We start from the raw sequence: 21,184 nt of genomic DNA on the forward strand, positions 1-21,184 counted from the left end.
GTATAGCCTGCTGCAGATTAACCCGCCGTAGCGGATTACTGAGCTGGCTTAGCCTCTGCGGCTGCGTTCCCGGATGCCGGCTGCGCGTTTTGCGCTGCAGCTTCACCCGCTTTCGTTTTATCTTCAGCTGCTTTGCCGGCTTGTGCTTTATCTGCAGCGGCTTTCTCTGCTGCTGCTTTGTCTGCTTTCGCTTTATCCGCAGCGGCCTTCTCTGCTGCTGCTTTGTCTGCTTTCGCTTTATCCGCAGCGGCCTTCTCTGCTGCTGCGTTGTCTGCTTTCGCTTTATCCGCAGCGGCTTTCTCTGCTGCTGCTTTGTCTGCGGTTGCCTGTTCAGCTTTGGCGTTGGCGTCGGCAGGTTTCTCTGCGGCAGCTTTCGCGTCCGGCGCCTTATCTGCACTCTGCTGAGGCTTCGCTTCCTGCGCTACTGCAGCCTGCATAGGGGTCCCCTGCAGGGCACTGTTCAGCGCCGCAGAGAACTGATCCCAGCTGCAATAGCCATTGGCATCGGTATCACAGCCGGCGAGCTGCAGCGTGACACGCTTAGGCGGATTTTTCAGGCTCAGCACATCAGCATTGCGTAACTGCTCGGCGGTTTGATAGACATACTCCACTTTCAGCAGATCTTTGTTATTTTTGCCATCATGCCAGCGCTCAAATACAACTTGCCCGCCGATAGGCGTTTTCTCGTCGTTGCCCGGCAGATCGTAAGGTTTGATCTGCAGTGCGCTGAGCAGCGAGGCAATATTCGAGTCGTGCCCTACCATCAGCGTCACTTTAGGTGCGCTGGCCTTATCTTCATCAACCAGCTGGCTGCGGATATAATCCACCAGCGGTGCCGCAACTTCGCGTGCAACCTCTGACGAACTGAACAGCGCATCCTGATAACCATTTTTAACTGATGCCAGCTCTTTCCACTGTTCAGGCGTTTTAATCTGACCCCAGGCCACCTGCTCTGCCGGGAAGCCCTCGTAATATTGCAGCGTGAACGCGTCAACAAGTGAATTACCGATTTTCAGCGGGCCGCTGACGCCTGGCTCTTTGCCGTTTTCGGCGCTGAAACTATTGTCGCCGCTGTCCAGCGTGCACTGTTTTTTACCCTTGCAGGCAGGCGACGATTTATAATCAACAATCTTTTCCAGACGCTGCAGCGCAGGTTTCAGCGCCAGCTTCTCATTTTCTGCCGTCATCGCCGCCAGCGCTTTTTTGTTAAACGCTTCGCTGTCATCGGTAATAACCGGATTAAAAATAGGATCCATGGTGCCCATGGCATCCTGATGCGTTACCGCAACATCGCAGCCAGGAAAGGCACCGGCGGCAAAAAACTGTGCAGTTGCAACAGTGCGCTGCAGGCTATTTGCATAGATGAAAACATCGTTGCTGTCCGGGCAGGTGCCGCCAGCCAGCACGCCCTGCTGCGTCAGCCACTGGCGGGTATATTGACCCATGTAGACTTCCAGCACGCCACCTTTTGTGGTGAGTTCACCGCCCGGCACATCCCATTGCGGCCAGCTCTTTTTAGTGGCTTGCTCCAGTGCGCTACCGTTCGTTGCCAGCGGCGCACGCAGGTTGTGACGGCTCAGCATCAGCACCTGCTGCAGCTGCATATCCCCTTCTGCTGCGGTCGCTGACAGGCTTACCGGCAGCGCCGCAACAACTGACAACGCGCAAAGACTCAGTTTTTTGATCATTGTGCCCATTCCATAATTCATCAGTGAAACACTCTGGCATTCAAACGATTAGCCCGCCAAAGAGCGAATTACCGCACAGTGTAACTCAGCTTGCTGACGAAAATCGCCCGCTGTTTATAAAAACTGTGAATGGACTATAGCAGTAAACGTCAGGGTTGTAGCAGCAGGAAGGATCAGGAAGATAAAGTGTGAAAAGCAAAAAGCCCGCATAAATGCGGGCTTCTTTAATTTGGCGGAGGAAGAGAGATTCGAACTCTCGGATGGTTTCCCATCGGCGGTTTTCAAGACCGCTGCCTTAAGCCACTCGGCCATCCCTCCGGATACAGATTGTACTTTACCTGCAGAGATAAAGTGGCGGAGGAGGAGAGATTCGAACTCTCGGATGGTTTCCCATCGGCGGTTTTCAAGACCGCTGCCTTAAGCCACTCGGCCACCCCTCCGCAATGAGGCGCACTATAAACATCCCCCAGGATGATGTAAAGCAGTGAATGAATCGTTCGCCTGAAAAACAGCCAAATTTATTTTTTTCGCCGTCAAAAACAGCATTCTGCTCAACGAAACAGCGGTTTATCGCGTAAAGAAGGGTAAAACGCCTTTGCTGTTCTGATCCCGCTGCGTATTCTCAGCGCATGTAAGGTGTCCTCTCTCTTTAAGGAGTAAATGATGGACAAAATTATCAGCTCATCGCAGCAGCAATCCCTGATCAGCACCCATAAAGTCCTGCGTAATACCTACTTTCTGCTGGGTCTGACGCTGGCGTTCTCCGCGGTTACGGCCACGCTAAGCACTGTGTATGCGCTCCCCTCACCCGGCTTAATTCTGATGCTGGTCGGGTTTTATGGTTTGATGTTTCTGACCTACCGTCTGGCAAATAGTCCGGCCGGAATAGCAGCAGCGTTCGCCTTCACCGGTTTTCTTGGCTACTGCCTGGGTCCTATCCTCAGCTCGTTTCTGAGTGCGGGCATGGGCGATGTTATTGCCATGGCGCTGGGCGGCACGGCGCTGGTGTTCTTCTGCTGTTCGGCCTATGTACTTACTACCCGCCGCGATATGTCATTCCTTGGCGGTATGATGATGGCAGGCTTTGTGGTTCTGCTGGTTGCGGTCGTGGCGAACCTGTTCCTGCAGCTGCCTGCCCTGCATCTGGCTATCAGTGCTCTTTTCATTCTTTTCTCTGCAGGTGCCATTCTGTGGGAGACCAGTAACATTATCCATGGCGGCGAGACTAACTATATTCGCGCTACCGTTGGGCTCTATGTCTCTCTCTATAATATCTTTGTCAGCCTGCTGAGCCTGCTGGGTTTCGCTAACCGCGATTAAGCCGCAGCGCACAAAAAGTAAACCCCGCTCCGGCGGGGTTTTTGCTTTTTTATAGGGCGGGAATTTACAATAAGCGCAGATAACAGATGAGGAAAAGATGTGATTGTTAACGGCAGTGAGATTGTAACCGATGCAGAAGGTTATCTGACTAACCACGCGGACTGGCGTGAAGAGGTGGCGCTGGCAATTGCCCGGCAGGAAAATATCGAGATGAGCGACGCTCACTGGGAGGTTGTCCATTTTGTACGCGACTTTTACCGGGAATTTAATACCTCTCCCGCCGTGCGCATGCTGGTGAAGGCGATGGCGAAAAAGTATGGTGAAGAGAAAGGTAACAGCCGCTATCTGTTCCGCCTGTTTCCGGACGGCCCGGCAAAGCAGGCGACAAAAATCGCCGGCCTGCCGAAACCTGCGAAATGTCTCTGATCAGCCCGTGGTAAAGCTGTCTGGTAATTCTGTCAGCTGACAGGGCTCGGTCAGGACGTTATCCACCCGCGCACTGTGCGGCCCGCCTGCCTGAAGCCAGCTGATAAGCGTCCCGACCTGCTGTTCGTTACCACAGGCCAGCACCTCAACGCTGCCATCAGGCAGATTGCGGGCATGACCGGTCAGACCCAGCGTTTGCGCCTGCTGCTGGGTGTAATAACGGAAACCGACGCCCTGTACCATGCCATATACCCGGATTGTGCAGCTGCGATCAGCCATTGTACCTTTCCCCTATTCTGCGTTGCAATTTGACGCTTTCCACCGGAAAATGGCGCCTCATTTTTTCAGGTAAGCATAGCAAACTATGACCGTTCGATTGATTCTCACTAAGGGACGTGAAAAATCCCTGCTCCGCCGTCATCCCTGGGTCTTTTCCGGCGCCGTTGCGCGTATGGAAGGGAAAGCGCAGTCTGGCGAAACGATTGATATTTGCGACAGCAATGGCAAATGGCTGGCTCGCGCCGCTTATTCACCGGAGTCGCAAATTCGTGCGCGCGTCTGGAGCTGGCAACAGGATGAGTCAATCGATATCGCCTTCTTTGTACGCCGCTTAGAGCAGGCGCAACAGTGGCGCGACTGGCTGGCGACCCGTGACGGACTCGACAGCTATCGTCTGATCGCCGGCGAATCGGATGGTATGCCCGGCGTGACCATCGATCGCTTTGGGCATTTTCTGGTGCTGCAGCTACTCTCTGCAGGAGCAGAGTATCAGCGGCCTGCCATTGTTTCTGCGCTGCAGCAGTGCTATCCGGACTGCGCTATTTACGATCGTTCCGACGTCGCCGTGCGTAAAAAAGAGGGGCTGCCGCTGGCTCAGGGCCCGGTCAGTGGTGAACTGCCACCTGCCCTGCAGCCTATTACCGAGCACGGTATGAAACTGCTGGTGGACATTCAGGGCGGTCATAAAACCGGTTACTACCTTGATCAGCGTGATAGCCGTTTTGCCACCCGCCGCTATGCGCAGGATGCCCGCGTGCTGAACTGCTTCTCTTATACCGGCGGATTCGCCGTCTCGGCGCTGCTTGGCGGCTGTCGCGAAGTGGTGAGCGTGGATACGTCGCAGGATGCGCTGGACGTAGCAAAACAGAATGTTGAGCTGAACGGGCTTGATGTCTCGCGGGCGCAGTTTCTGCGGGATGACGTCTTTAAACTGCTGCGCCGCTACCGCGATGCGGGCGAAAAGTTTGATCTGATTATTATGGATCCGCCGAAATTCGTTGAGAACAAAAATCAGCTGATGGGCGCCTGTCGTGGTTACAAAGATATCAATATGCTGGCGATGCAGCTGCTTAATCCAGGCGGTATTCTGCTGACGTTCTCCTGCTCCGGCCTGATGGCAACGGATTTATTTCAGAAGATTGTGGCTGATGCGGCGCTGGATGCCGGACGTGATGTACAATTTATAGAGCAGTTCCGTCAGGCGGCCGATCATCCGGTAATAGCCAGCTATCCGGAAGGTCTCTATCTGAAAGGTTTTGCCTGCCGCGTACTGTGACTTGAAAACCAGATCCCTGCCCCCATATTCAGTGGCAGGTAAAGTTTTGGGAGGTCGCAATGATTGCCAGTAAATTTGGAATTGGACAGCAGGTCCGGCATCGTCTGTCAGGTGTGCTGGGTGTCATCGTCGATGTTGACCCTGAGTATTCGCTGGATGAACCGGAACTGGATGAAGTTGGTGCAACGGAAACGCTGCGTGCCGCCCCCTGGTATCATGTAGTGATGGAAGATGAAGAGGGCGAACAGGTGCACACCTATGTTGCAGAAGTGCAGCTGGCGGGGGAAACACTGTTCGAGCATCCGGAGCAGCCCTCTATGGATGAGCTGGCCGCCTCTATCCGGCAACAGCTGCAGGCACCCAGCCTGCGACACTAATTATATCGGCGACGCAGGTCGCCGTTTTATTATCTGATTTATGCTGGCGTAATATTGAGACGCGGGATCTCGATTTTTGGACAGCGATCCATAATCACCGTCAGCCCAGCATCACTTGCCAGTACTGCCGCCTGCTCATTGATCACACCGAGCTGCAGCCACAATGTTTTCGCCCCAATCGCGATAGCATCCTGTGCCACCTCCCATGCTGCCTCAGCATTACGAAATACATCCACCATATCGACTTTTCCCGGTATCTCCGCCAGTGAAGCATAGGCGGTCTGCCCCATCAGCTGCTGCCCGGCGAGTTTTGGACTCACCGGAATAACCTCATATCCCTGGTCCAGTAAATAACGCATCACGCCATAACTGGGACGAGTGGGTTTATCGCTGGCCCCTACCAGTGCAATACGACGGGTGTTCATCAGCACATCACGGATCACTTGATCGTTCATTCTCTTCCCCCTCTCTCTCTGTTGCCAGAGTGTAGCTGCCCTATCTGCACGCGATGCAAGCAGCAAAGATGAAATGTTTGCACCAGAACACGAATAAATATGTTTAAATGTAACTTTAGTGCCATAATGAAATACTTTGCTACACATCACTGATTACCCGCCATGTTTCGGGAGTAGAAATGAAGCTGTCTCCGGCTGTTACAGGCATTATTGCGCTGCTTGTCACAGCATCCTGCCCCGCTATTACGCTTAAACTCGATCCGCAGATTGATTTACTGGTGCTGGACGGGCGTAAAATTGCCGGCTCACTGCTGAAAGGCGCAGATAGCCTTGAGCTGGAGAAAGGGCAGCATCAGTTTCTGTTTCGCGTCGAAAAACCCTGTCCTGACGCAACCCATTTTCAGTCGGTGCCGATGATTGTTACGTTCACCGCTGCAGCACACTCTGTGGCGATCCACCTGCCCTCACTGAATAGCCGGCGTGAACGCAGTACATTTAACAAACTTCTGAACTTCAGGCTGGTTGATGAACGGGGCATGGAGATCGCCAGCCTTCGCGATCGTCTGCCGCAGAGCGGCGGCAGCGACATGGCGCAGGCCATGATGGTTTATAACCGCGCAGCACAGATGGCATCAGTACCACGCTTTGCCTCTCCTGCAGCCACAGCTGTAAGCGAAAACCCCGATTTTGCCTGGCAGGATGCCAGCGATTTGCCCTCAATACAGCGCTGGTTTAAACGCTTTGACGCAGCAACCCGGCAGAAATTGCTCAGCTGGATGAAAACCCTGCGTACCAGCTAGTGACTTGCCCAGTTTTCCGCTGATGCGCTGCTACCAGACTCAGGCTTTACGCGCCACTGGTACACCCAGCTCACGCAGCTGATCGACAAAAGGTGACGGAGAGGCTTTATTAAACAGCAGCCACAGCTGCTCACGTGCCCGCGTCATAGCCACATAAGCGAGGCGCCGCTCTTCCGCATCGGGGAAATCCTCCACAGGGGGCAGCAGTCCCTGCTCCAGCACTGACTCGCGCGCCGGCGCCGGAAAGCCGTCGGCTCCCTGATGGAGCCCGGTCAGGATGACGTACTCTGCCTGCTGGCCTTTACTGGCGTGGATTGTCATAAACTCCAGCTGTAAGCCGGGCCAGCGCGTTTTTGCCCGGTCCAGCAGCGCCGGACGCAGATGATGGTAGCGTGCCAGCAGCAGGATCCTCTCCTCCGGTTGCGCAAATCCGCTGAGTTTATCCAGCAGCCCTTCCAGCTGATCGTCTGGCAGCAGCGTCACCGCTTTTTTACTTCCCTTGCTCAGACTGGTAAGCATTTTTTTTATCTGATGCGGATTTTGCTGAATAAACCGGTTAGCGATGTCACCAATACGGGCATTAAAGCGATAAGTGGTATCCAGCACGCAGCTGTCGCCCCTGCCAAAATAGTGATGAAAAGCCGTCGTCAGATTGAGCTTAGCGCCGCTAAAGCGATAGATTGCCTGCCAGTCATCTCCTGCAGCAAACAGGCTGGTACGGGCATTCTGCGCACGCAGTGCCATCAACAGTGCAGCACGCTGTGGCGAGATATCCTGAAATTCATCAACCAGGATATGTTTCCAGGGACTGATAAAGCGCCTTTTTTCCAGCACATCTGTTGCCTGCTGGATCAGACCGGTAAAATCAACGGCGCCCTCTGCTTTTAGCGCACTTTTCCACGCTTTCAGCAGCGGTGCCATTAATTTCACCTGCTTACTGAAGCTGTCGCGCCACGCTTCCGGAACGGCCGCGATCGTTTCCGCCTGCGTACCGCTCTGCATGCGCAGCAGGCTCAGCCACTGCTCGAGACGCGGTGCCAGTCGTTGTGCAATAGCGCTATCCTGCCAGAATGCGCCTTCCGGCAGCGTCCACGCCAGATCGTCCTCCAGCCACTGACGCCAGCCGCTGGCCTGGGTCTTTTTAGCCGCGCACTGCTCGCGCCAGCTCTCCAGCAGCAGCTGGCGACGGGCAGCGCTGTCACTCTCCAGCTGGCTGATGACTGGCGGTTTGCGGCCCCCCTCGCGAATGATATGCAGCGCCAGCGCATGAAAGGTACGCGCCTGCATATCCTGTACGTTGAGCCGCGCGGCTATGCGTTCATTTATCTCTTCCGCAGCTTCGCGGCCAAATGCCAGCAGCAAAATCTGGTCCGGATGAGCCAGCCGGCGCTGCAGCAGCCAGCCAGCACGTGCTACCAGCACAGAGGTTTTACCGCTGCCTGCCCCCGCCAGTACCAGCAACGTCTCTTCACCATTAACCACGGCCTCTGCCTGCGCCCCGTTAAGCGGCATGCGCTCAACCGTAGCAAAAAAATCGGGGTTTTCCTGAATCACCCGCTCGCTCCAGCGGCGATTACGCTGGCGAATGGTTGCTTCCCCCTTTTCCAGCCACTGCCGGCAGCGATGCCAGCGTTCACGACAGTTATCCAGCGTTTCCAGGCGCGCCAGCGGCAGCGGCAGCGCCGCGATCGTCTCATCAACCCGGGCAAGGATAGCCGCCAGCTCACGTCGCTTCAGCCAGCGATCCTCTTCAGTCAGCTGCGAAATATGCTGCAGTAGCTCATCCAGTACGCCTGCGCTGATATGACTCATTTCAGTGCTCCACTGCTGCCAGGTGTGCTGCAGGTGGTGATAAAAACGCTGCGTCTCCTGCCACTCCGTGCCGTGCAGCCGCACCACCTGATTTTCCGCCAGCAGGAACTCCAGCTCCCCCCATACCAGACCGCGTTTACAGCTGATATCCAGCAGCTGATTAAACGGAATAAGATATTCATGGCGGTCACCGCTGACTTCAACTCCGGCGGTCAGCAAACGCACCCGATTATAAGGATGCTGCGCAAGACGTTTACCCATTGCTGTTGCTTTCAGTTCCATGTCCGCATCATCAGGTGAAATTCAGTTATTGCGCAGTTTACCTGTCAGACTCTTGGCGCTCCAGCCTTAAAACAGGCTAAACTTGGCGGCACATATTGCGGATTACAAAAGGAAAATCGCGTTATGCGCACCGTACTTAATATTCTGAATTTTATCCTGGGCGGCTTTCTCACCACGCTTAGCTGGCTCTTTGCCACGCTGGTCAGCATTGTGCTGATTTTTACGCTACCGCTGACGCGTTCCTGCTGGGAAATCACAAAACTCTCGCTGGTCCCGTTCGGCAATGAAGCGGTTCACGTTGATGTGCTGCGTCCTGACAGCAAAAGTGCGATTCTTAACGCAGGCGGTACATTCCTGAATATCTTCTGGCTGATTTTCTTTGGCTGGTGGCTCTGCGTAATGCATATCTCCACCGGGATTGTGCAGTGTCTGAGCATTATCGGTATTCCCACCGGGCTGGCGCATTTTAAGCTGGCTGCGATTTCACTCTGGCCGGTTGGCCGCAGGGTGGTCAGCGTTGAAGAGGCACAGGCGGCGCGGGACGCTAACGCGCGTCGCCGCTACTGAGGATCCGGTTTATGTCCGACGCTATGCCCGCCTGGCGCCGCTATCTGTTTAACAGCAGCCTGCGCTATCTGCTGCGTATTTTTCTGGCGCTGTCGGGCTGTGCCGCCTTTCCCTGGTGGCTGCAGCAGGTAGAGTGGACCATTCCGCTTACGCTGGGGGTGGTCGCTGCCGCGCTGGCCGATCTTGACGATCGCTGGACAGGTCGCCTGCGCAATCTGATCATTACCCTGTGCTGCTTCTGTATAGCGTCGGTCTCCGTAGAGCTGCTTTTCCCCGTTCCGTGGGCATTCGCTGCCGGTCTGGCGCTCTCAAGCTGGGGATTTATCCTGCTTGGCGCACTCGGCCAGCGTTACGCTACCATTGCATTTGGTGCCCTGCTGATTGCCGTCTACACCATGCTGGGTATTGGTCTCTTTTCACAGTGGTGGATGCAGCCTGCTCTGCTGCTAACAGGCGCGCTCTGGTACAACCTGCTGACCTTTATCGGTCACCTGATGTTCCCGGTTCGGCCGGTTCAGGAACAGCTTGCTGCCAGCTTTTCCCAGCTGGCGCGTTATCTGGAAGCGAAAGCGAACCTGTTTGATCCGGACGGCGGTGAGCAGGATGATGCCGCTCTGATTGACACCGCAATGGCTAACAGCCAGTTAGTCGCGCAGCTTAATCAGACGAAAAATACGATTCAAAGCCGGCTGCGTGGCGATCGGGGCTCACGCAGCACACGGCGCAGTCTGCATTACTATTTTGTGGCGCAGGATATTCATGAACGCGCCAGCTCTTCGCACATACAGTATCATCAGCTGCGTAATAACTGGCGTTACAACGAAATCCTGTTCCGTTTTCAGCGCCTGCTTAATATGCAGGCGCAGGCGTGTCGCCAGCTGGCCGAAACGATCGTACTGCGCCAGCGCTGGCACCATAGCAGCCATTTTGAGCGTGCTTTTGCGCGCCTTGAAACAGCTCTTGAGCGACTGCAGCAAAGCGATCCGGATGCCGGGCATACCGCCCCGCTCTACTGGCTACTGCGTAATCTGCGTGCCATTGATGCACAGCTTGCTTCAGTGGCTTCAGAACAGCAGCTGTTTGAGACGCCGCTGCAGAGTGAGCACCATCTTTCGCGTGATACGCTGCGTGGCTGGCCTGACATACGTCTGCGTCTGAGCCGTCACCTTACACCCGCGTCTCCGCTGTTTCGCCATGCTATCCGTATGTCGCTGGTGCTCTGTATTGGCTATGCCTTTATTCAGATTACCGGATTGCAGCGTGGTTACTGGATCCTGCTCACCAGCCTGTTTGTCTGTCAGCCTAACTATAATGCCACGCGTCGCCGGCTGGCGCTGCGTATCGGCGGGACGCTGGCAGGCGTGGCTATCGGGCTGCCGGTGCTCTGGCTGGTTCCTTCTGTAGAGGGGCAGCTGCTGCTGATTGTCCTCAGCGGCGTCCTGTTTTTTGCTTTCCGTCAGATTCAGTATGCGCAGGCCACGCTGTTTATTACCCTGCTGGTACTGCTGTGCTTTAATTTGCTGGGCGAAGGCTTTGACGTTGCCCTGCCGCGTATTGTTGATACGCTGCTGGGGTGCGGACTCGCCTGGCTGGCGGTGGCGTTTGTCTGGCCTGACTGGCGCTTTCGCAAGCTCACCACGATAGCCGACCGCGCGCTGCATGCTAACTGCCGCTATCTGGATGCCATTATGGAACAATATCATCAGGGTAAAGATAACCGGCTGGCTTACCGGGTAGCTCGCCGGGATGCGCATAACGCTGACGCCGAACTCGCCTCTGTGGTATCGAACATAAATAGTGAGCGCCGGGCAGAGCAGCCGCTGCGGGATCACGCCTTCAGGCTGCTTTGTCTTAATCACTCGTTTCTGAGCTATATCTCAGCACTGGGTGCACATCGCACACGTTTATCGCCGGGAAGCCTGCTTACGCTACTTGATGATGCCGTCTGTTTTGTTGAGGATGTTTTGCAGATTGAGTGTGTGTCGGATGACCAGGTCACCATGATGCAGCATACGCTTCAGCAACGCATCGGCGCGCTGAAAACCAGCACTGAAGCCCAGGCGCCTTTGATTTTGCAACAGCTCGATTTACTGATAACGCTGCTGCCTGAGATTGCGCGCCTGCGCCGTGCCCTGGCGCAGGCCTGAAACAACAGCCATGGCTTACCAGTTTATCGGCGTAGCCGCTCCTGATACCAGCTGCTCAGTGCCTCTTTTACCTCTGCCGGGAGCGCCGCCTGATGATGACCCGAGATCGCCCCTTCAAGCGCCAGCTGCGTTTTTAAACCGACATGTTTATTTACGCTGCGCAGCTTAAGCCAGCTTTGTCGCGATCCCATCTCCTGCAGCGATTGTACTGAGCTGATCCCCGCTTTATGCAGCATCAGCTCCATGCGCAAACTGAGATTAGGCAGATCTTTGAGCCGCAGCGAGACATTTTTCGCCGCGGCTTCAGCCTGTGCCGCCTGCAGAGAGCTGGCCGACAAACGGATGAGTTGCCCCCTGTCCTGCCAGAGATGCTGATCAACTTTGAAGTAACTCAGGGTGACAGGAATGCCACGCTTGCGGTAAACCAGCGGCTCCAGCGGGCGCTGAACCGCATACAGCCGCAGCGCCTCGCTGGCGCGCAGATAGAGCGTATCATCATCAATATAGGCAAATACCACTCGCTCAATGGCCAGTGCGTAGCCACCAAATTGCGTACGCGACTCTATGTCACCCAGAATCGACAGGGCGTCAATTGATTGTTCTACAACCTCATTTCTTCGCTTCATCATGTCCCTTTTCCTCATTCCTTGTGCAGGGTATTTCCTATAAAACAGTGACTATTCATTTAGTTAGAAGATAAAAAAAACAATTTACTGATTCAATGAATAAAACTGTTTTAGCGCTATCTTCTGCCAGTTTTGAGAGACATTTTCAGAAAATGCAGTTGATCTCTGTTAATTTAAACAGTACTGTACATTCATCCAGTTCACTACTGAGCGAGTATATTATGCGCACGCATTTCTCTGGCCCTGTTGATCGTTCCTCCTGGTTAGCGCCTTCCACCGCAGTTCAGCCGTCAATGGGCGGCATAACGGAATTACGCTACAGTGAGCATCCTGGCATGATGCAATTGCTTCTGCTTCCGGTGCTTAAACAGTTGAGTGAACAGTCACGCTGGCAGCTCTGGCTGACGCCAGCGCACAAAGTCAGCCGTCGCTGGATCCAGCAGTCTGGTCTGCCGCTTGAGAAAAGTATGCATATTACTGAATCAGATCGGCTCAGTACGGTTGAAAATATGGTGAAAGCCCTGCGAACCGGAAATTACAGCGTGGTGCTGGCCTGGATACCTTATGAGCTGCACGAAAATGAACGTCAGATGCTTCAGCAGGCAGCTGAAGAAGGTGAGGCATTGGGTCTGATTATGCGACCGGAAGAAGCCAATCTTATTTCTGCCAGACAACCCAGAAGCACAAAAATTCCCTCAGATTTGTTTCATTAAGTAAAAAGTGGGATTTATCTCAGCTTTTTTTTCCGGCCAGTTGCCGCTAAGCTACTGATAATGTTCCTGCCAGTCAGGACAAGGGCTTAGCTGCAATTCTCTGTTTACAGAACGAAAATTTTGCCCCGTCAATTGTTAAAATGTGTGTATTTACACCTGTTTTTTTACCTGCTCGCCTCACATCATACTTGTAAGTTTTCAATCTCGTTGTAGACTTTAGCTCGCCAGGGTGCTCAATAACCTCCGTTTTTTCGGTAGAGTCATAAGCGAGCGTTCAGACCCGGCGAAGGATTACAACCAAGAGCAACCTTTTTGCTCATTGCCTATTTGGATGATAACGAGGCGCAAAATGAAAAAGACAGCTATCGCAATTGCAGTGGCACTGGCTGGCTTCGCTACCGTAGCGCAGGCCGCTCCTAAAGATGACACCTGGTACACCGGTGCTAAACTGGGCTGGTCTCAGTATCACGATACTGGTTACTACGGTAACGGTTACGCGAACAACGACGGTCCAACTCACGAATCTCAGCTGGGCGCAGGTGCCTTCCTGGGTTACCAGGCGAACCCATACCTGGGCTTCGAGCTGGGCTATGACTGGCTGGGCCGTATGCCTAACAAAGGCGACAACATCAACGGCGCATTCAAAGCACAGGGCGTTCAGCTGGCTGCTAAACTGAGCTACCCAATTGCTGATGATCTGGACGTGTACACCCGTCTGGGCGGCATGGTATGGCGTGCAGATTCTACCCAGAACAACACCCTGACCGGCGAGCGCCGCAGCGACCACGACACCGGCGTTTCTCCGCTGGCTGCAGTGGGTGTTGAATATGCAGTGACCAAAAACTGGGCAACCCGTCTGGATTACCAGTGGGTTAACAACATCGGTGATGCAGGTACCGTTGGCGCGCGTCCAGACAACGGCATGCTGAGCGTAGGCGTTGCATACCGCTTCGGTCAGGATGAAGCTGCTGCACCAATCGCTGCACCAGCTCCGGCACCGGCTCCGGTTGTTGAAACCAAGCGTTTCACCCTGAAGTCTGATGTGCTGTTCACCTTCAACAAATCTACCCTGAAGCCAGAAGGCCAGCAGGCTCTGGATCAGCTGTACAGCCAGCTGAGCTCAATGGATCCAAAAGATGGTTCTGTTGTGGTTCTGGGCTTTACCGACCGCATCGGTTCAGACCAGTACAACCAGAAACTGTCTGAGAAACGTGCTCAGTCTGTTGTCGACTACCTGGTATCTAAAGGTATCCCGGCTAACAAAATCTCTGCACGTGGCATGGGCGAATCCAACCCGGTTACTGGTAACACCTGTGACAGCGTGAAAGGCCGTAATGCCCTGATCGACTGCCTGGGTCCAGACCGTCGCGTTGAGATCGACGTGAAAGGCATCAAAGACGTTGTAACTCAGCCACAGGCTTAAGTTATCGCGTAAAAAAACCCCGCTTCGGCGGGGTTTTTTGTTTCTGCTGTTCGCTTACTTTTTGTTCTCTTCACTGCCTAAAATGGCCTGCAGATCCTGTTTCAACGTAGACATCTGACTGGCATACTTTTCTTTCCGCTCGGCATCTTCAATCAGCTGCACAATGGTTTCCGAAAGCGTGCAGTGGCGGCGCTGCGCCAGACCCGCCAGCCGCTGCCACACCAGATACTCTAAATCGATCGATTTTTTACGCGTATGCTGGTGTTCAGCATTAAAGTGACGTTTGCGACGGGCACGTATGGTTTGCTTCAGGCGGTTTTCCAGACCGGGATGAATATGCTGCGCAATCCACTGGTTAACCTCAACGGGCGTGTTTTCCAGCGCAAGCAGCGCGTCCACCGCAGCCTGTGCCGCGCTGAGCTCCAGATAACGGGTGATAAGCTCCCCCTCCCGATGTTTTTTCACCAGGTATTTCCATTTCCATCCACTTTCCAGGTTTTCAAGTTGCTGGTATTTCATCGGAATCCCACCGTGACCACGTAACAACTTAAGAATAACAGCTTTTTTGCGCGATGCAGCAACGAAAAACATGTTGTTCCTGTCACACTCACTACCGGAACTCGCCGTGATAAACCCGGTTGTATCCTGTATAATCACGCTTTTCCTAAATCAGACTAATGCGAATATTTTGACCAGCAACCAACTTACGTGGCAAGCCCTGCAGCCAGATAGCACTTCCTGGCAGACCCTTTTTTCAACGGTTTCTCTGAAAGATAGCGATAGCCTTGCCGCGGTTCAGCCGCGTTTGCTGAATGCGCTGGCGCATTTACACCATCAGTCCGCGGGTTTCCCGCTGTTGCTGTTACGCAGCCAGGAAAATAGCGACTATCTCGCCTGGATCGCAACGGCAGCACAACGTTTTCAGCCCGATACCGGGCAGCTGTATGGTGGTGACTACCACGTGATGGGCGACACCGTCACGCTGCTGCCGCCTGCCGATATCAACCGCCCTTTTACCGGTAGCGGCGGGGTATTTTATGCTGACTGGATCGAAGCTGAGCAGCTGTTTGGCTGCGTGCGTCAGTACAAAGATCGCGTAATGCCTGAGCCGGGGCTGCTGCATCGCGCCAATGGCGGGACGCTGATCCTGTCAATCAACACGCTGCTGGCCCAGCCCCTGCTCTGGCTGCGACTGCGCCGGTGTATCGAACTGCAGCGGTTTGAGTGGTATTCACAGGATGAGCGTCAGCCCCTGCCGGTAGCTATTCCTGCTCTGCCGCTCAGCGTCCGGCTGGTGCTGTGTGGCGACCGTGATGCGCTGGCCAGTTTTCAGGAACTGGATGCCGAAGTGCATGAAATGGCGCTCTACAGTGAGTTTGAAGAGCACCTGCAGATTGTTGATGAAAGCGATATGCTCAACTGGTGTCAGTGGGTTCTGACACAGGCAGCACAGGCTGACATCAATGCCCCGGAAGCGGATTTCTGGCCACCGCTGGTGACGGAAGCGGTACGCTTTACCGGCGATCAGGATACGCTGCCGCTCTGTCCGCGCTGGCTGAGGCGACAGCTGCATGAGACCGCTCTGCACGGCGATATTATTAATGGCGAAGCACTGAAAGAGGCGCTTGAAGCACGCCAGTGGCGGGAAAACTACCTGACTGAACGCATGCGCGATGAGATCCTGCTGAATCAGATCATGATTGAAACAGAGGGTGAGGTTATCGGGCAGATCAACGGGCTGTCGGTTGTTGAGTTTCCCGGGCATCCGCGCGCCTGGGGTGAGCCGTCGCGTATTACCTGCGTGGTGCATCCCGGCGATGGCGAACTTAACGATGTGGAACGCAAAGCGGAGCTGGGCGGTAATATTCATGCCAAAGGCATGATGATTATGCAGGCCTATCTGATTGCTGAGCTGGAACTCGATCAGCCACTGCCCTTCTCCGCCTCAATGGTGTTTGAGCAATCTTACTCTGAAGTGGATGGTGACAGCGCCTCTCTGGCAGAGCTGTGCGCATTAATCAGCGCGCTGGCTAATCAGCCGCTGAGCCAGCAGATTGCGGTGACTGGCTCTGTTGATCAGTTTGGTAATGTGCAGCCGGTCGGTGGTCTGAACGAGAAGATTGAAGGCTTTTTCCATGTCTGTCAGGCGCGTGAACTCACCGGTAAGCAGGGCGTCATTCTGCCCGCGTCTAACGTGCGTCATCTCAGTCTTAGTCAGGAAATTGTTGATGCAGTGAAAGCGGGAGAATTTCATCTGTGGGCCATTGAGCGCATTGATGAAGCCCTGCCGTTGCTGACAGGTGTGGTGTGGCAGAGTGAGAGCGGAGAATCACTGCTAACGATGATTCAGGCACGCATTACGCAGTTTAATCAGCAGGAATCTTCACCCCGTCCATGGCCCTTACGCTGGCTTAACTGGTTTAACCACAGATAGGGGCATTGCCCGGCGTACAACTGTTCGCTAATATTCGGGCTTCACTAAAAGAAGGCATATTGAGAACATGGTAGATAAACGCGAATCCTATAGCAAAGAAGACCTGGTTGCCTCAGGTCGCGGCGAACTGTTCGGCGAAAACGGGCCACCGCTGCCCTCTGACAACATGTTGATGATGGACCGTGTGGTCAAAATGACCGAAGATGGCGGTAACTTCGATAAAGGTTTTGTAGAAGCTGAACTGGATATCCGCCCTGACCTCTGGTTCTTCGATTGCCATTTCAAAGGCGATCCGGTCATGCCTGGCTGTCTGGGCCTGGATGCGATGTGGCAGCTGGTTGGTTTCTATCTCGGCTGGTTAGGCGCGGAAGGCAAAGGCCGTGCGCTGGGCGTAGGCGAAGTGAAGTTTACCGGTCAGGTGCTGCCAACAGCGAAAAAAGTGACCTATAAAATTCACTTCAAGCGCGTGATTAACCGCAAGCTGGTAATGGGTGTGGCGGATGGTGAAGTCTTTGTTGACGGTAACCTGATCTACACCGCTACCGATCTGAAAGTAGGCCTGTTTAAAGATACGTCTGCATTCTGATTCTGCTTAACAAAACCTCCGCCGCGGCGGAGGTTTTCCCTTTGCTGACATCCGGCAGGGCTAGACCACCGCCGACCTGTCCTCCATGGCCTGACGCCAGCCTCCCAGCCAGTGAGACCGCGCATCGATCAGTTGATAGGGGCATAGCTCCTTAGAGCGACCGGTAATGCCGGCCTGATAACCACGTGAATGTGCACGTTCCAGACGGTCTCTCTTCTGTCTCTTCATACCGCGTTTCCCTCATTTCAGGTCTGGTGGAATCTGGTGGAAAGAAAGAGTGGCGAATTTATGTTCAGCCACAGTAAAGTTCTAACCCCAATGCGCAGAAAAAGCAATGCGCAAAATTCACGCCAGCGTCACGGTTTTGCCGTTAAAACGACATAAAGAAATGTCAAAGGCGTGTCTATGTTTCTGATTAGGCAAAAAAAAGCCCCTGATTGGCTGAGCAGTGTTGCTACAGAAAATCAGGGACTTAGCGAACGCTTAAAACTATTCCTAATTTAGCGAAGCTACATTATTTGCGATCTGCTGCGCGGTTTGCTGCCAGCCTGCGGCCAGCGTACGCACCATCGCATCATACCCATCTTCGTTTTGAGGCAACGTCAGGTTAAAGCTGCGCTTGATAAGCTGATCCTGATGCTGCAGCAGCCATTCACCGCTCACCACCACCCGCCCGTCGTATCGTCCCTGAAAACCACTTACGCTAACGTTGAGCGTATCGTAGCCCTCTCCATGTGGCGATGAGGCGACAATGCGGCCCGGCAGCGCCCGGCTCAGATTAGCAACCAGGGTCTGCTGCAGCTGCTGATCGAGCGGACTGGCCCAGAGATTATTAGCGGCAATAACATATTTAACATCGCTGGTCTGATAAACCAGCCCGTTGCCTGCCAGATAGTCAGGTACGTTTACATGTTCTACCCAGAGCATCGGCTGGCTGCTGCCCGCGCTGCTGGCGACACGCGCCGTACTGCTGCCTGCCGGCAGCTGATAGTACGTGGTATCGATTGTTGTGCTGCACCCTGCCAGCAGTAACATGGCTCCTGCGATGATGGCTTTTCTCACTGTTTCGCCCTCTTTGGCTGCGGATCCTGCCCTGGCTTCGCTTCAAAGACCAGAGCATTACTTTTCGCATTCAGCGTTTTCAGTACCGGCTGCAGTTCACGCAGCACCTGATCGAGCCGCTGCATGTCACCCACCAGCTTGTTATACGCTGGCGATCCCGGCTGCAGCCCTTTCATGCTGCGGTTGAGTTCACGCAGCGTCTGCTGCATATCGGCAGGCAATGTTTTCATTGCCGGGCTGCCGGTGATCTGGTTCAGATTATTCAGCGTATTCTGCAGCTGACGCAGCGTGCGCTGGCTCTCTTTCAGGGTATCGGTCGCCTCGCTGATCATCGGATTAAGCGGCAGTGCGTTGATCTTATCCAGCGCCGCCATCAGCTTCTGCTGGATCTGGCTGAGCCCACCGCTGACGGTTGGGATCACTTCCAGACCTGCTACGGTATTCGGCCCTTTGTAAGCCGGCGCTTTATCATAGAAATCGAGATCAACAAACAGCGCGCCGGAGAGCAGGTTGCCGGTTTTCAGCGTGCCGCGCAGACCACGTTTCTTCCCATCCTGAAGATGCTGCTCCAGATTGAAATCGCTTCCCAGTCGCGCGGTAAAGCGATCGGGTTCGATGCGAATCAGCACCGGCACGCGATAATCTGTATTCAGCGCCTGATCCATGCCCGGGATCATATAAGGCACCTGCGCCACGGTTCCCAGACGGATACCACGGAACTCAACCGGTGCGCCTGGCTGCAGGCCGCGAATCGAATCGCTGAAGAACATCAGGAAATCAGTGTGTCGGGTATAGAGCGAATCCTGAATGCTGCGCTGATCGTCATACAGATGATAATCCGCTTTATTCTGCGCTACCTCACCCAGATCCCAGCCATCCGGCACGTCAAAGCTGACACCGCCGCTAAACAGCGTGGTCAGTGAACCCATCTCAACGCGCATACCGGAAGCCGACATATCAACGGCAATGCCGCTGTCTTTCCAGAAACGCACGTTGGTGGTCACCAGCCGGTCGTACGGCGCACTGATAAATAGCTGATAGGTCATCATACGTTTATCAGTATTAAAGGTGCTGGTTTCCACCGTGCCTACGCGGTAACCGCGGAACAGCACCGGATCGCCCGGGTTGAGCTGACCCGCTTTATTGCTGTCGAGTACAATGCGGACCCCTTTCGCATCCGGCGGTGCCAGCGGCGGTGAATCAAGCAGCTGATACTGCTCCGGCTGTTCGCCTTTTGCACCGGGCTGCAGCTCGATATAAGCCCCTGAAAGCAGTGTGCCAAGACCCGTAATACCTTCGCGCCCGACCTGCGGTTTGACCACCCAGAACACGCTGTCTTTATAGAGCAGCTTCTCCATACCGGCATTCAGGCGGGCTGTGATCTCGACGTGATGCAAATCATCCGTCAGCACCGCACTCTCTACGGTTCCCACATCCACGCTGCGGCTTTTAATGGTGGTTTTACCCGCCACAATCCCTTCGGCGTTCTCGGTGATCAGCGTCACCAGCGGCCCCTGATGGCTGAAGTGATAAAAAAGGATCCACCCGCCGATCAATAGCGTGACGATAGGTACGATCCAGACTGGCGACCAGCGTTTGATCTGATCGACCTTAGCAGTCCCGTGATTGTTGTCCGTCAAGACGCGACTCCTTACGTTCAGTTTCCTGTTGGCGATCCCAAATCAGACGCGGATCGAATGTAATAGCGGCAAACATTGTCAAGATCACCACCAGGGCAAACAGCAGTGCTCCCGGCGCAGGGTAGACATTCATCAGCTGGCCCATACGCACCAGCGCTGAGAGCACGGCGATAACAAATACATCGATCATCGACCAGCGGCCGACAAACTCCACCACTTCATAAATCAGATGCATTTTTTCGCCATCGCGCTGCCCGCGCCCGCTGGCGTGCCAGCAGAGCCAGCCAATAGCGACCATCTTCAGTGAGGGCACCATAATACTGGCGATAAAAATCACCAGCGCGACGGGCCATGAGCCATCACTCATCAGCAAAATCACGCCGCCCATGATCGTTGAGGGATACTGTGAACCCAGCGTCTCAGTGACCATGATCGGCATAACATTCGAAGGGATATAGAGCATAACGGAGGTTAGCAGCAGCGCCAGCGTCCATTGCAGACTATGCCTGCGACGGGGTGTTGCTGTGACCCCGCAGCGACCACAGCGCAGCTGCGTCGCCGGCAAAATAGCCGTGCAGCAGGGACAGCTGCGCAGCCCCTGCTGCAGACCACTCTTCCCCGCCTGCGGCGTAAACGGCAGCGCAGGCAGTGCATCAATGCGTTGCCAGACCCAGCGCCGATCCACACACTGGAATGCACGTAGCTGCAGCAGGCAGAACAGACACCAGGGCCAGAAGCTGCTGCCCAGGCCAATTTCACCATACGCCATCAGCTTGACGAAGCTGACCAGCACGCCTGCCATGAAGATCTCTGCCATGCCCCAGCTGCGCAGCTGAAAAAGAATACGCGCCAGCCCCCGCCGCAGCGGGTGCGGCAGAGCGATCCGGTTGACCAGCAGCACAATCGTAATCATGCAGAAAGCCGGAATACCCTGCACAAACAGCAGGAACAGGGAGGCCAGGCTGCGGTAATCCTCCCGCACCATCACGCGCGGGATCTCCGGCAGCGTAATGCGACTGGAGAGGCCGGCAACGTGCATATCGATAAACGGAAAGAGATTAGCCAGCACCAGCATAAACAGCGCCGCCAGCGCATAGCCGGTTGGACGCTTACGCGGTTCATGCCAGTTAGCCAGCAGCTGCGTATGGCAGCGCGGGCAACGGGCACGGCTGCCCGCCGGCACAGCGGGCAGCCTGACGGTTAAATCACACTGTGGACAGAGCATCCACTGCTGCGCCTGTGGCGACGTTGCGCACATGCCCTTTTCCTCT

Annotated in this window: 21 protein-coding genes and 2 tRNA genes; 11 read left to right on the forward strand and 12 right to left on the reverse strand. The window is 54.7% G+C overall.

What is annotated here, in order from left to right; all coding sequences use genetic code 11:
• Window positions 1-35: 35 nt before the first annotated feature.
• The 3 genes from agp to B3041_RS10505 all read right to left on the reverse strand — a co-directional run bounded on the left by agp (window position 36) and on the right by B3041_RS10505 (window position 2,128).
• Window positions 36-1,688, reverse strand: coding sequence for a bifunctional glucose-1-phosphatase/inositol phosphatase (agp, locus tag B3041_RS10495; protein ID WP_292972183.1), 1,653 nt, complete (start codon window positions 1,686-1,688; stop codon window positions 36-38).
• A 230-nt stretch (window positions 1,689-1,918) separates the two neighbouring features.
• Window positions 1,919-2,006: transfer RNA gene (locus B3041_RS10500), tRNA-Ser, on the reverse strand.
• 34 nt (window positions 2,007-2,040) lie between these two features.
• Window positions 2,041-2,128 (reverse strand) — tRNA-Ser (locus B3041_RS10505).
• A gap of 223 nt (window positions 2,129-2,351) precedes the next feature.
• Between B3041_RS10505 and yccA the strand changes: the two genes are divergently transcribed.
• A complete protein-coding gene (gene yccA / locus B3041_RS10510; protein ID WP_065649656.1) occupies window positions 2,352-3,008 on the forward strand; it encodes an FtsH protease modulator YccA in 657 nt (218 codons plus the stop codon).
• A gap of 99 nt (window positions 3,009-3,107) precedes the next feature.
• Window positions 3,108-3,434 (forward strand): TusE/DsrC/DsvC family sulfur relay protein, encoded by a 327-nt coding sequence (locus B3041_RS10515; protein WP_065649657.1) that lies wholly within the window; start codon window positions 3,108-3,110, stop codon window positions 3,432-3,434.
• Here B3041_RS10515 and yccX read toward each other — a convergent pair whose 3' ends face one another.
• Window positions 3,435-3,713, reverse strand: coding sequence for an acylphosphatase (yccX, locus tag B3041_RS10520; RefSeq protein WP_292972187.1), 279 nt, complete (start codon window positions 3,711-3,713; stop codon window positions 3,435-3,437).
• An 85-nt stretch (window positions 3,714-3,798) separates the two neighbouring features.
• Between yccX and rlmI the strand changes: the two genes are divergently transcribed.
• The gene (gene rlmI, locus B3041_RS10525; protein WP_292972190.1) at window positions 3,799-4,989 is read left to right on the forward strand and encodes a 23S rRNA (cytosine(1962)-C(5))-methyltransferase RlmI; all 1,191 of its coding nucleotides are present in this window, start codon (window positions 3,799-3,801) and stop codon (window positions 4,987-4,989) included.
• 59 nt (window positions 4,990-5,048) lie between these two features.
• Window positions 5,049-5,366: a heat shock protein HspQ gene (gene hspQ, locus B3041_RS10530; protein ID WP_039383664.1), complete on the forward strand. Its 318-nt coding sequence runs from the start codon at window positions 5,049-5,051 to the stop codon at window positions 5,364-5,366.
• A 38-nt stretch (window positions 5,367-5,404) separates the two neighbouring features.
• Here hspQ and B3041_RS10535 read toward each other — a convergent pair whose 3' ends face one another.
• Window positions 5,405-5,821, reverse strand: coding sequence for a CoA-binding protein (locus B3041_RS10535; RefSeq protein ID WP_065649660.1), 417 nt, complete (start codon window positions 5,819-5,821; stop codon window positions 5,405-5,407).
• 179 nt (window positions 5,822-6,000) lie between these two features.
• Between B3041_RS10535 and B3041_RS10540 the strand changes: the two genes are divergently transcribed.
• On the forward strand, window positions 6,001-6,621 hold the full coding sequence (locus B3041_RS10540) for a DUF2057 family protein (protein WP_292972196.1): 621 nt from the start codon (window positions 6,001-6,003) through the stop codon (window positions 6,619-6,621).
• 39 nt (window positions 6,622-6,660) lie between these two features.
• Here B3041_RS10540 and helD read toward each other — a convergent pair whose 3' ends face one another.
• Window positions 6,661-8,715 carry a DNA helicase IV gene (gene helD, locus B3041_RS10545; protein WP_292972199.1) on the reverse strand — a complete coding sequence of 685 codons (2,055 nt, stop codon included), beginning with the start codon at window positions 8,713-8,715 and terminating at the stop codon, window positions 6,661-6,663.
• A 123-nt stretch (window positions 8,716-8,838) separates the two neighbouring features.
• On the opposite strand from helD, the gene B3041_RS10550 reads away from it, so the two are divergent.
• Together B3041_RS10550 and yccS are read left to right on the forward strand one after the other, a co-directional pair.
• Window positions 8,839-9,282 carry a YccF domain-containing protein gene (locus tag B3041_RS10550; RefSeq protein WP_292972202.1) on the forward strand — a complete coding sequence of 148 codons (444 nt, stop codon included), beginning with the start codon at window positions 8,839-8,841 and terminating at the stop codon, window positions 9,280-9,282.
• Between the two features lie 11 nt (window positions 9,283-9,293).
• Window positions 9,294-11,429: a YccS family putative transporter gene (yccS, locus tag B3041_RS10555; RefSeq protein ID WP_292972205.1), complete on the forward strand. Its 2,136-nt coding sequence runs from the start codon at window positions 9,294-9,296 to the stop codon at window positions 11,427-11,429.
• 23 nt (window positions 11,430-11,452) lie between these two features.
• On the opposite strand, the gene B3041_RS10560 is transcribed toward yccS, so the two are convergent.
• On the reverse strand, window positions 11,453-12,055 hold the full coding sequence (locus B3041_RS10560) for a TfoX/Sxy family DNA transformation protein (RefSeq protein WP_292972507.1): 603 nt from the start codon (window positions 12,053-12,055) through the stop codon (window positions 11,453-11,455).
• 221 nt (window positions 12,056-12,276) lie between these two features.
• Between B3041_RS10560 and sulA the strand changes: the two genes are divergently transcribed.
• Both sulA and ompA read left to right on the forward strand, forming a co-directional pair.
• Complete coding sequence (gene sulA, locus B3041_RS10565) at window positions 12,277-12,768, forward strand: SOS-induced cell division inhibitor SulA (protein ID WP_065649665.1); 492 nt, start codon at window positions 12,277-12,279, stop codon at window positions 12,766-12,768.
• Between the two features lie 349 nt (window positions 12,769-13,117).
• The gene (gene ompA / locus B3041_RS10570; RefSeq protein WP_039383647.1) at window positions 13,118-14,191 is read left to right on the forward strand and encodes a porin OmpA; all 1,074 of its coding nucleotides are present in this window, start codon (window positions 13,118-13,120) and stop codon (window positions 14,189-14,191) included.
• Window positions 14,192-14,245: 54 nt separating this feature from the next.
• On the opposite strand, the gene matP is transcribed toward ompA, so the two are convergent.
• Complete coding sequence (matP, locus tag B3041_RS10575; protein WP_139074201.1) at window positions 14,246-14,710, reverse strand: macrodomain Ter protein MatP; 465 nt, start codon at window positions 14,708-14,710, stop codon at window positions 14,246-14,248.
• Between the two features lie 70 nt (window positions 14,711-14,780).
• Between matP and B3041_RS10580 the strand changes: the two genes are divergently transcribed.
• The gene (locus tag B3041_RS10580) at window positions 14,781-16,625 is read left to right on the forward strand and encodes a Lon protease family protein (protein ID WP_292972208.1); all 1,845 of its coding nucleotides are present in this window, start codon (window positions 14,781-14,783) and stop codon (window positions 16,623-16,625) included.
• A gap of 67 nt (window positions 16,626-16,692) precedes the next feature.
• Window positions 16,693-17,211, forward strand: coding sequence for a bifunctional 3-hydroxydecanoyl-ACP dehydratase/trans-2-decenoyl-ACP isomerase (fabA, locus tag B3041_RS10585; RefSeq protein WP_039383641.1), 519 nt, complete (start codon window positions 16,693-16,695; stop codon window positions 17,209-17,211).
• Between the two features lie 60 nt (window positions 17,212-17,271).
• Here the strand turns inward: fabA and rmf are convergent, their stop codons facing one another.
• From rmf to pqiA, 4 genes are all read right to left on the reverse strand, one after another.
• Window positions 17,272-17,439, reverse strand: coding sequence for a ribosome modulation factor (gene rmf, locus B3041_RS10590; RefSeq protein WP_075050746.1), 168 nt, complete (start codon window positions 17,437-17,439; stop codon window positions 17,272-17,274).
• A gap of 267 nt (window positions 17,440-17,706) precedes the next feature.
• On the reverse strand, window positions 17,707-18,273 hold the full coding sequence (gene pqiC / locus B3041_RS10595) for a membrane integrity-associated transporter subunit PqiC (protein WP_292972213.1): 567 nt from the start codon (window positions 18,271-18,273) through the stop codon (window positions 17,707-17,709).
• Complete coding sequence (gene pqiB / locus B3041_RS10600) at window positions 18,270-19,913, reverse strand: intermembrane transport protein PqiB (RefSeq protein WP_292972216.1); 1,644 nt, start codon at window positions 19,911-19,913, stop codon at window positions 18,270-18,272. Before pqiB ends, pqiC begins: the two co-directional genes overlap by 4 nt.
• Window positions 19,885-21,171, reverse strand: coding sequence for a membrane integrity-associated transporter subunit PqiA (gene pqiA / locus B3041_RS10605; protein ID WP_065649669.1), 1,287 nt, complete (start codon window positions 21,169-21,171; stop codon window positions 19,885-19,887). Before pqiA ends, pqiB begins: the two co-directional genes overlap by 29 nt.
• Between the last annotated feature and the right edge of the window lie 13 nt (window positions 21,172-21,184).

Source organism: Pantoea sp. UBA4549 (assembly GCF_002387285.1).
Classification (GTDB): domain Bacteria; phylum Pseudomonadota; class Gammaproteobacteria; order Enterobacterales; family Enterobacteriaceae; genus Pantoea; species Pantoea borealis.

What these genes read in the sequence shown, in the direction of transcription:
- agp (WP_292972183.1), bottom strand. Translation starts at nt 1,688, where the DNA reads ATGATCAAAAAACTGAGTCTTTGCGCGTTGTCAGTTGTTGCGGCGCTG.
- yccA (WP_065649656.1), top strand. Translation starts at nt 2,352, where the DNA reads ATGGACAAAATTATCAGCTCATCGCAGCAGCAATCCCTGATCAGCACC.
- yccX (WP_292972187.1), bottom strand. Translation starts at nt 3,713, where the DNA reads ATGGCTGATCGCAGCTGCACAATCCGGGTATATGGCATGGTACAGGGC.
- rlmI (WP_292972190.1), top strand. Translation starts at nt 3,799, where the DNA reads ATGACCGTTCGATTGATTCTCACTAAGGGACGTGAAAAATCCCTGCTC.
- hspQ (WP_039383664.1), top strand. Translation starts at nt 5,049, where the DNA reads ATGATTGCCAGTAAATTTGGAATTGGACAGCAGGTCCGGCATCGTCTG.
- B3041_RS10535 (WP_065649660.1), bottom strand. Translation starts at nt 5,821, where the DNA reads ATGAACGATCAAGTGATCCGTGATGTGCTGATGAACACCCGTCGTATT.
- B3041_RS10540 (WP_292972196.1), top strand. Translation starts at nt 6,001, where the DNA reads ATGAAGCTGTCTCCGGCTGTTACAGGCATTATTGCGCTGCTTGTCACA.
- helD (WP_292972199.1), bottom strand. Translation starts at nt 8,715, where the DNA reads ATGGAACTGAAAGCAACAGCAATGGGTAAACGTCTTGCGCAGCATCCT.
- B3041_RS10550 (WP_292972202.1), top strand. Translation starts at nt 8,839, where the DNA reads ATGCGCACCGTACTTAATATTCTGAATTTTATCCTGGGCGGCTTTCTC.
- yccS (WP_292972205.1), top strand. Translation starts at nt 9,294, where the DNA reads ATGTCCGACGCTATGCCCGCCTGGCGCCGCTATCTGTTTAACAGCAGC.
- B3041_RS10560 (WP_292972507.1), bottom strand. Translation starts at nt 12,055, where the DNA reads ATGAAGCGAAGAAATGAGGTTGTAGAACAATCAATTGACGCCCTGTCG.
- sulA (WP_065649665.1), top strand. Translation starts at nt 12,277, where the DNA reads ATGCGCACGCATTTCTCTGGCCCTGTTGATCGTTCCTCCTGGTTAGCG.
- ompA (WP_039383647.1), top strand. Translation starts at nt 13,118, where the DNA reads ATGAAAAAGACAGCTATCGCAATTGCAGTGGCACTGGCTGGCTTCGCT.
- matP (WP_139074201.1), bottom strand. Translation starts at nt 14,710, where the DNA reads ATGAAATACCAGCAACTTGAAAACCTGGAAAGTGGATGGAAATGGAAA.
- B3041_RS10580 (WP_292972208.1), top strand. Translation starts at nt 14,781, where the DNA reads ATGTTGTTCCTGTCACACTCACTACCGGAACTCGCCGTGATAAACCCG.
- fabA (WP_039383641.1), top strand. Translation starts at nt 16,693, where the DNA reads ATGGTAGATAAACGCGAATCCTATAGCAAAGAAGACCTGGTTGCCTCA.
- rmf (WP_075050746.1), bottom strand. Translation starts at nt 17,439, where the DNA reads ATGAAGAGACAGAAGAGAGACCGTCTGGAACGTGCACATTCACGTGGT.
- pqiA (WP_065649669.1), bottom strand. Translation starts at nt 21,171, where the DNA reads ATGTGCGCAACGTCGCCACAGGCGCAGCAGTGGATGCTCTGTCCACAG.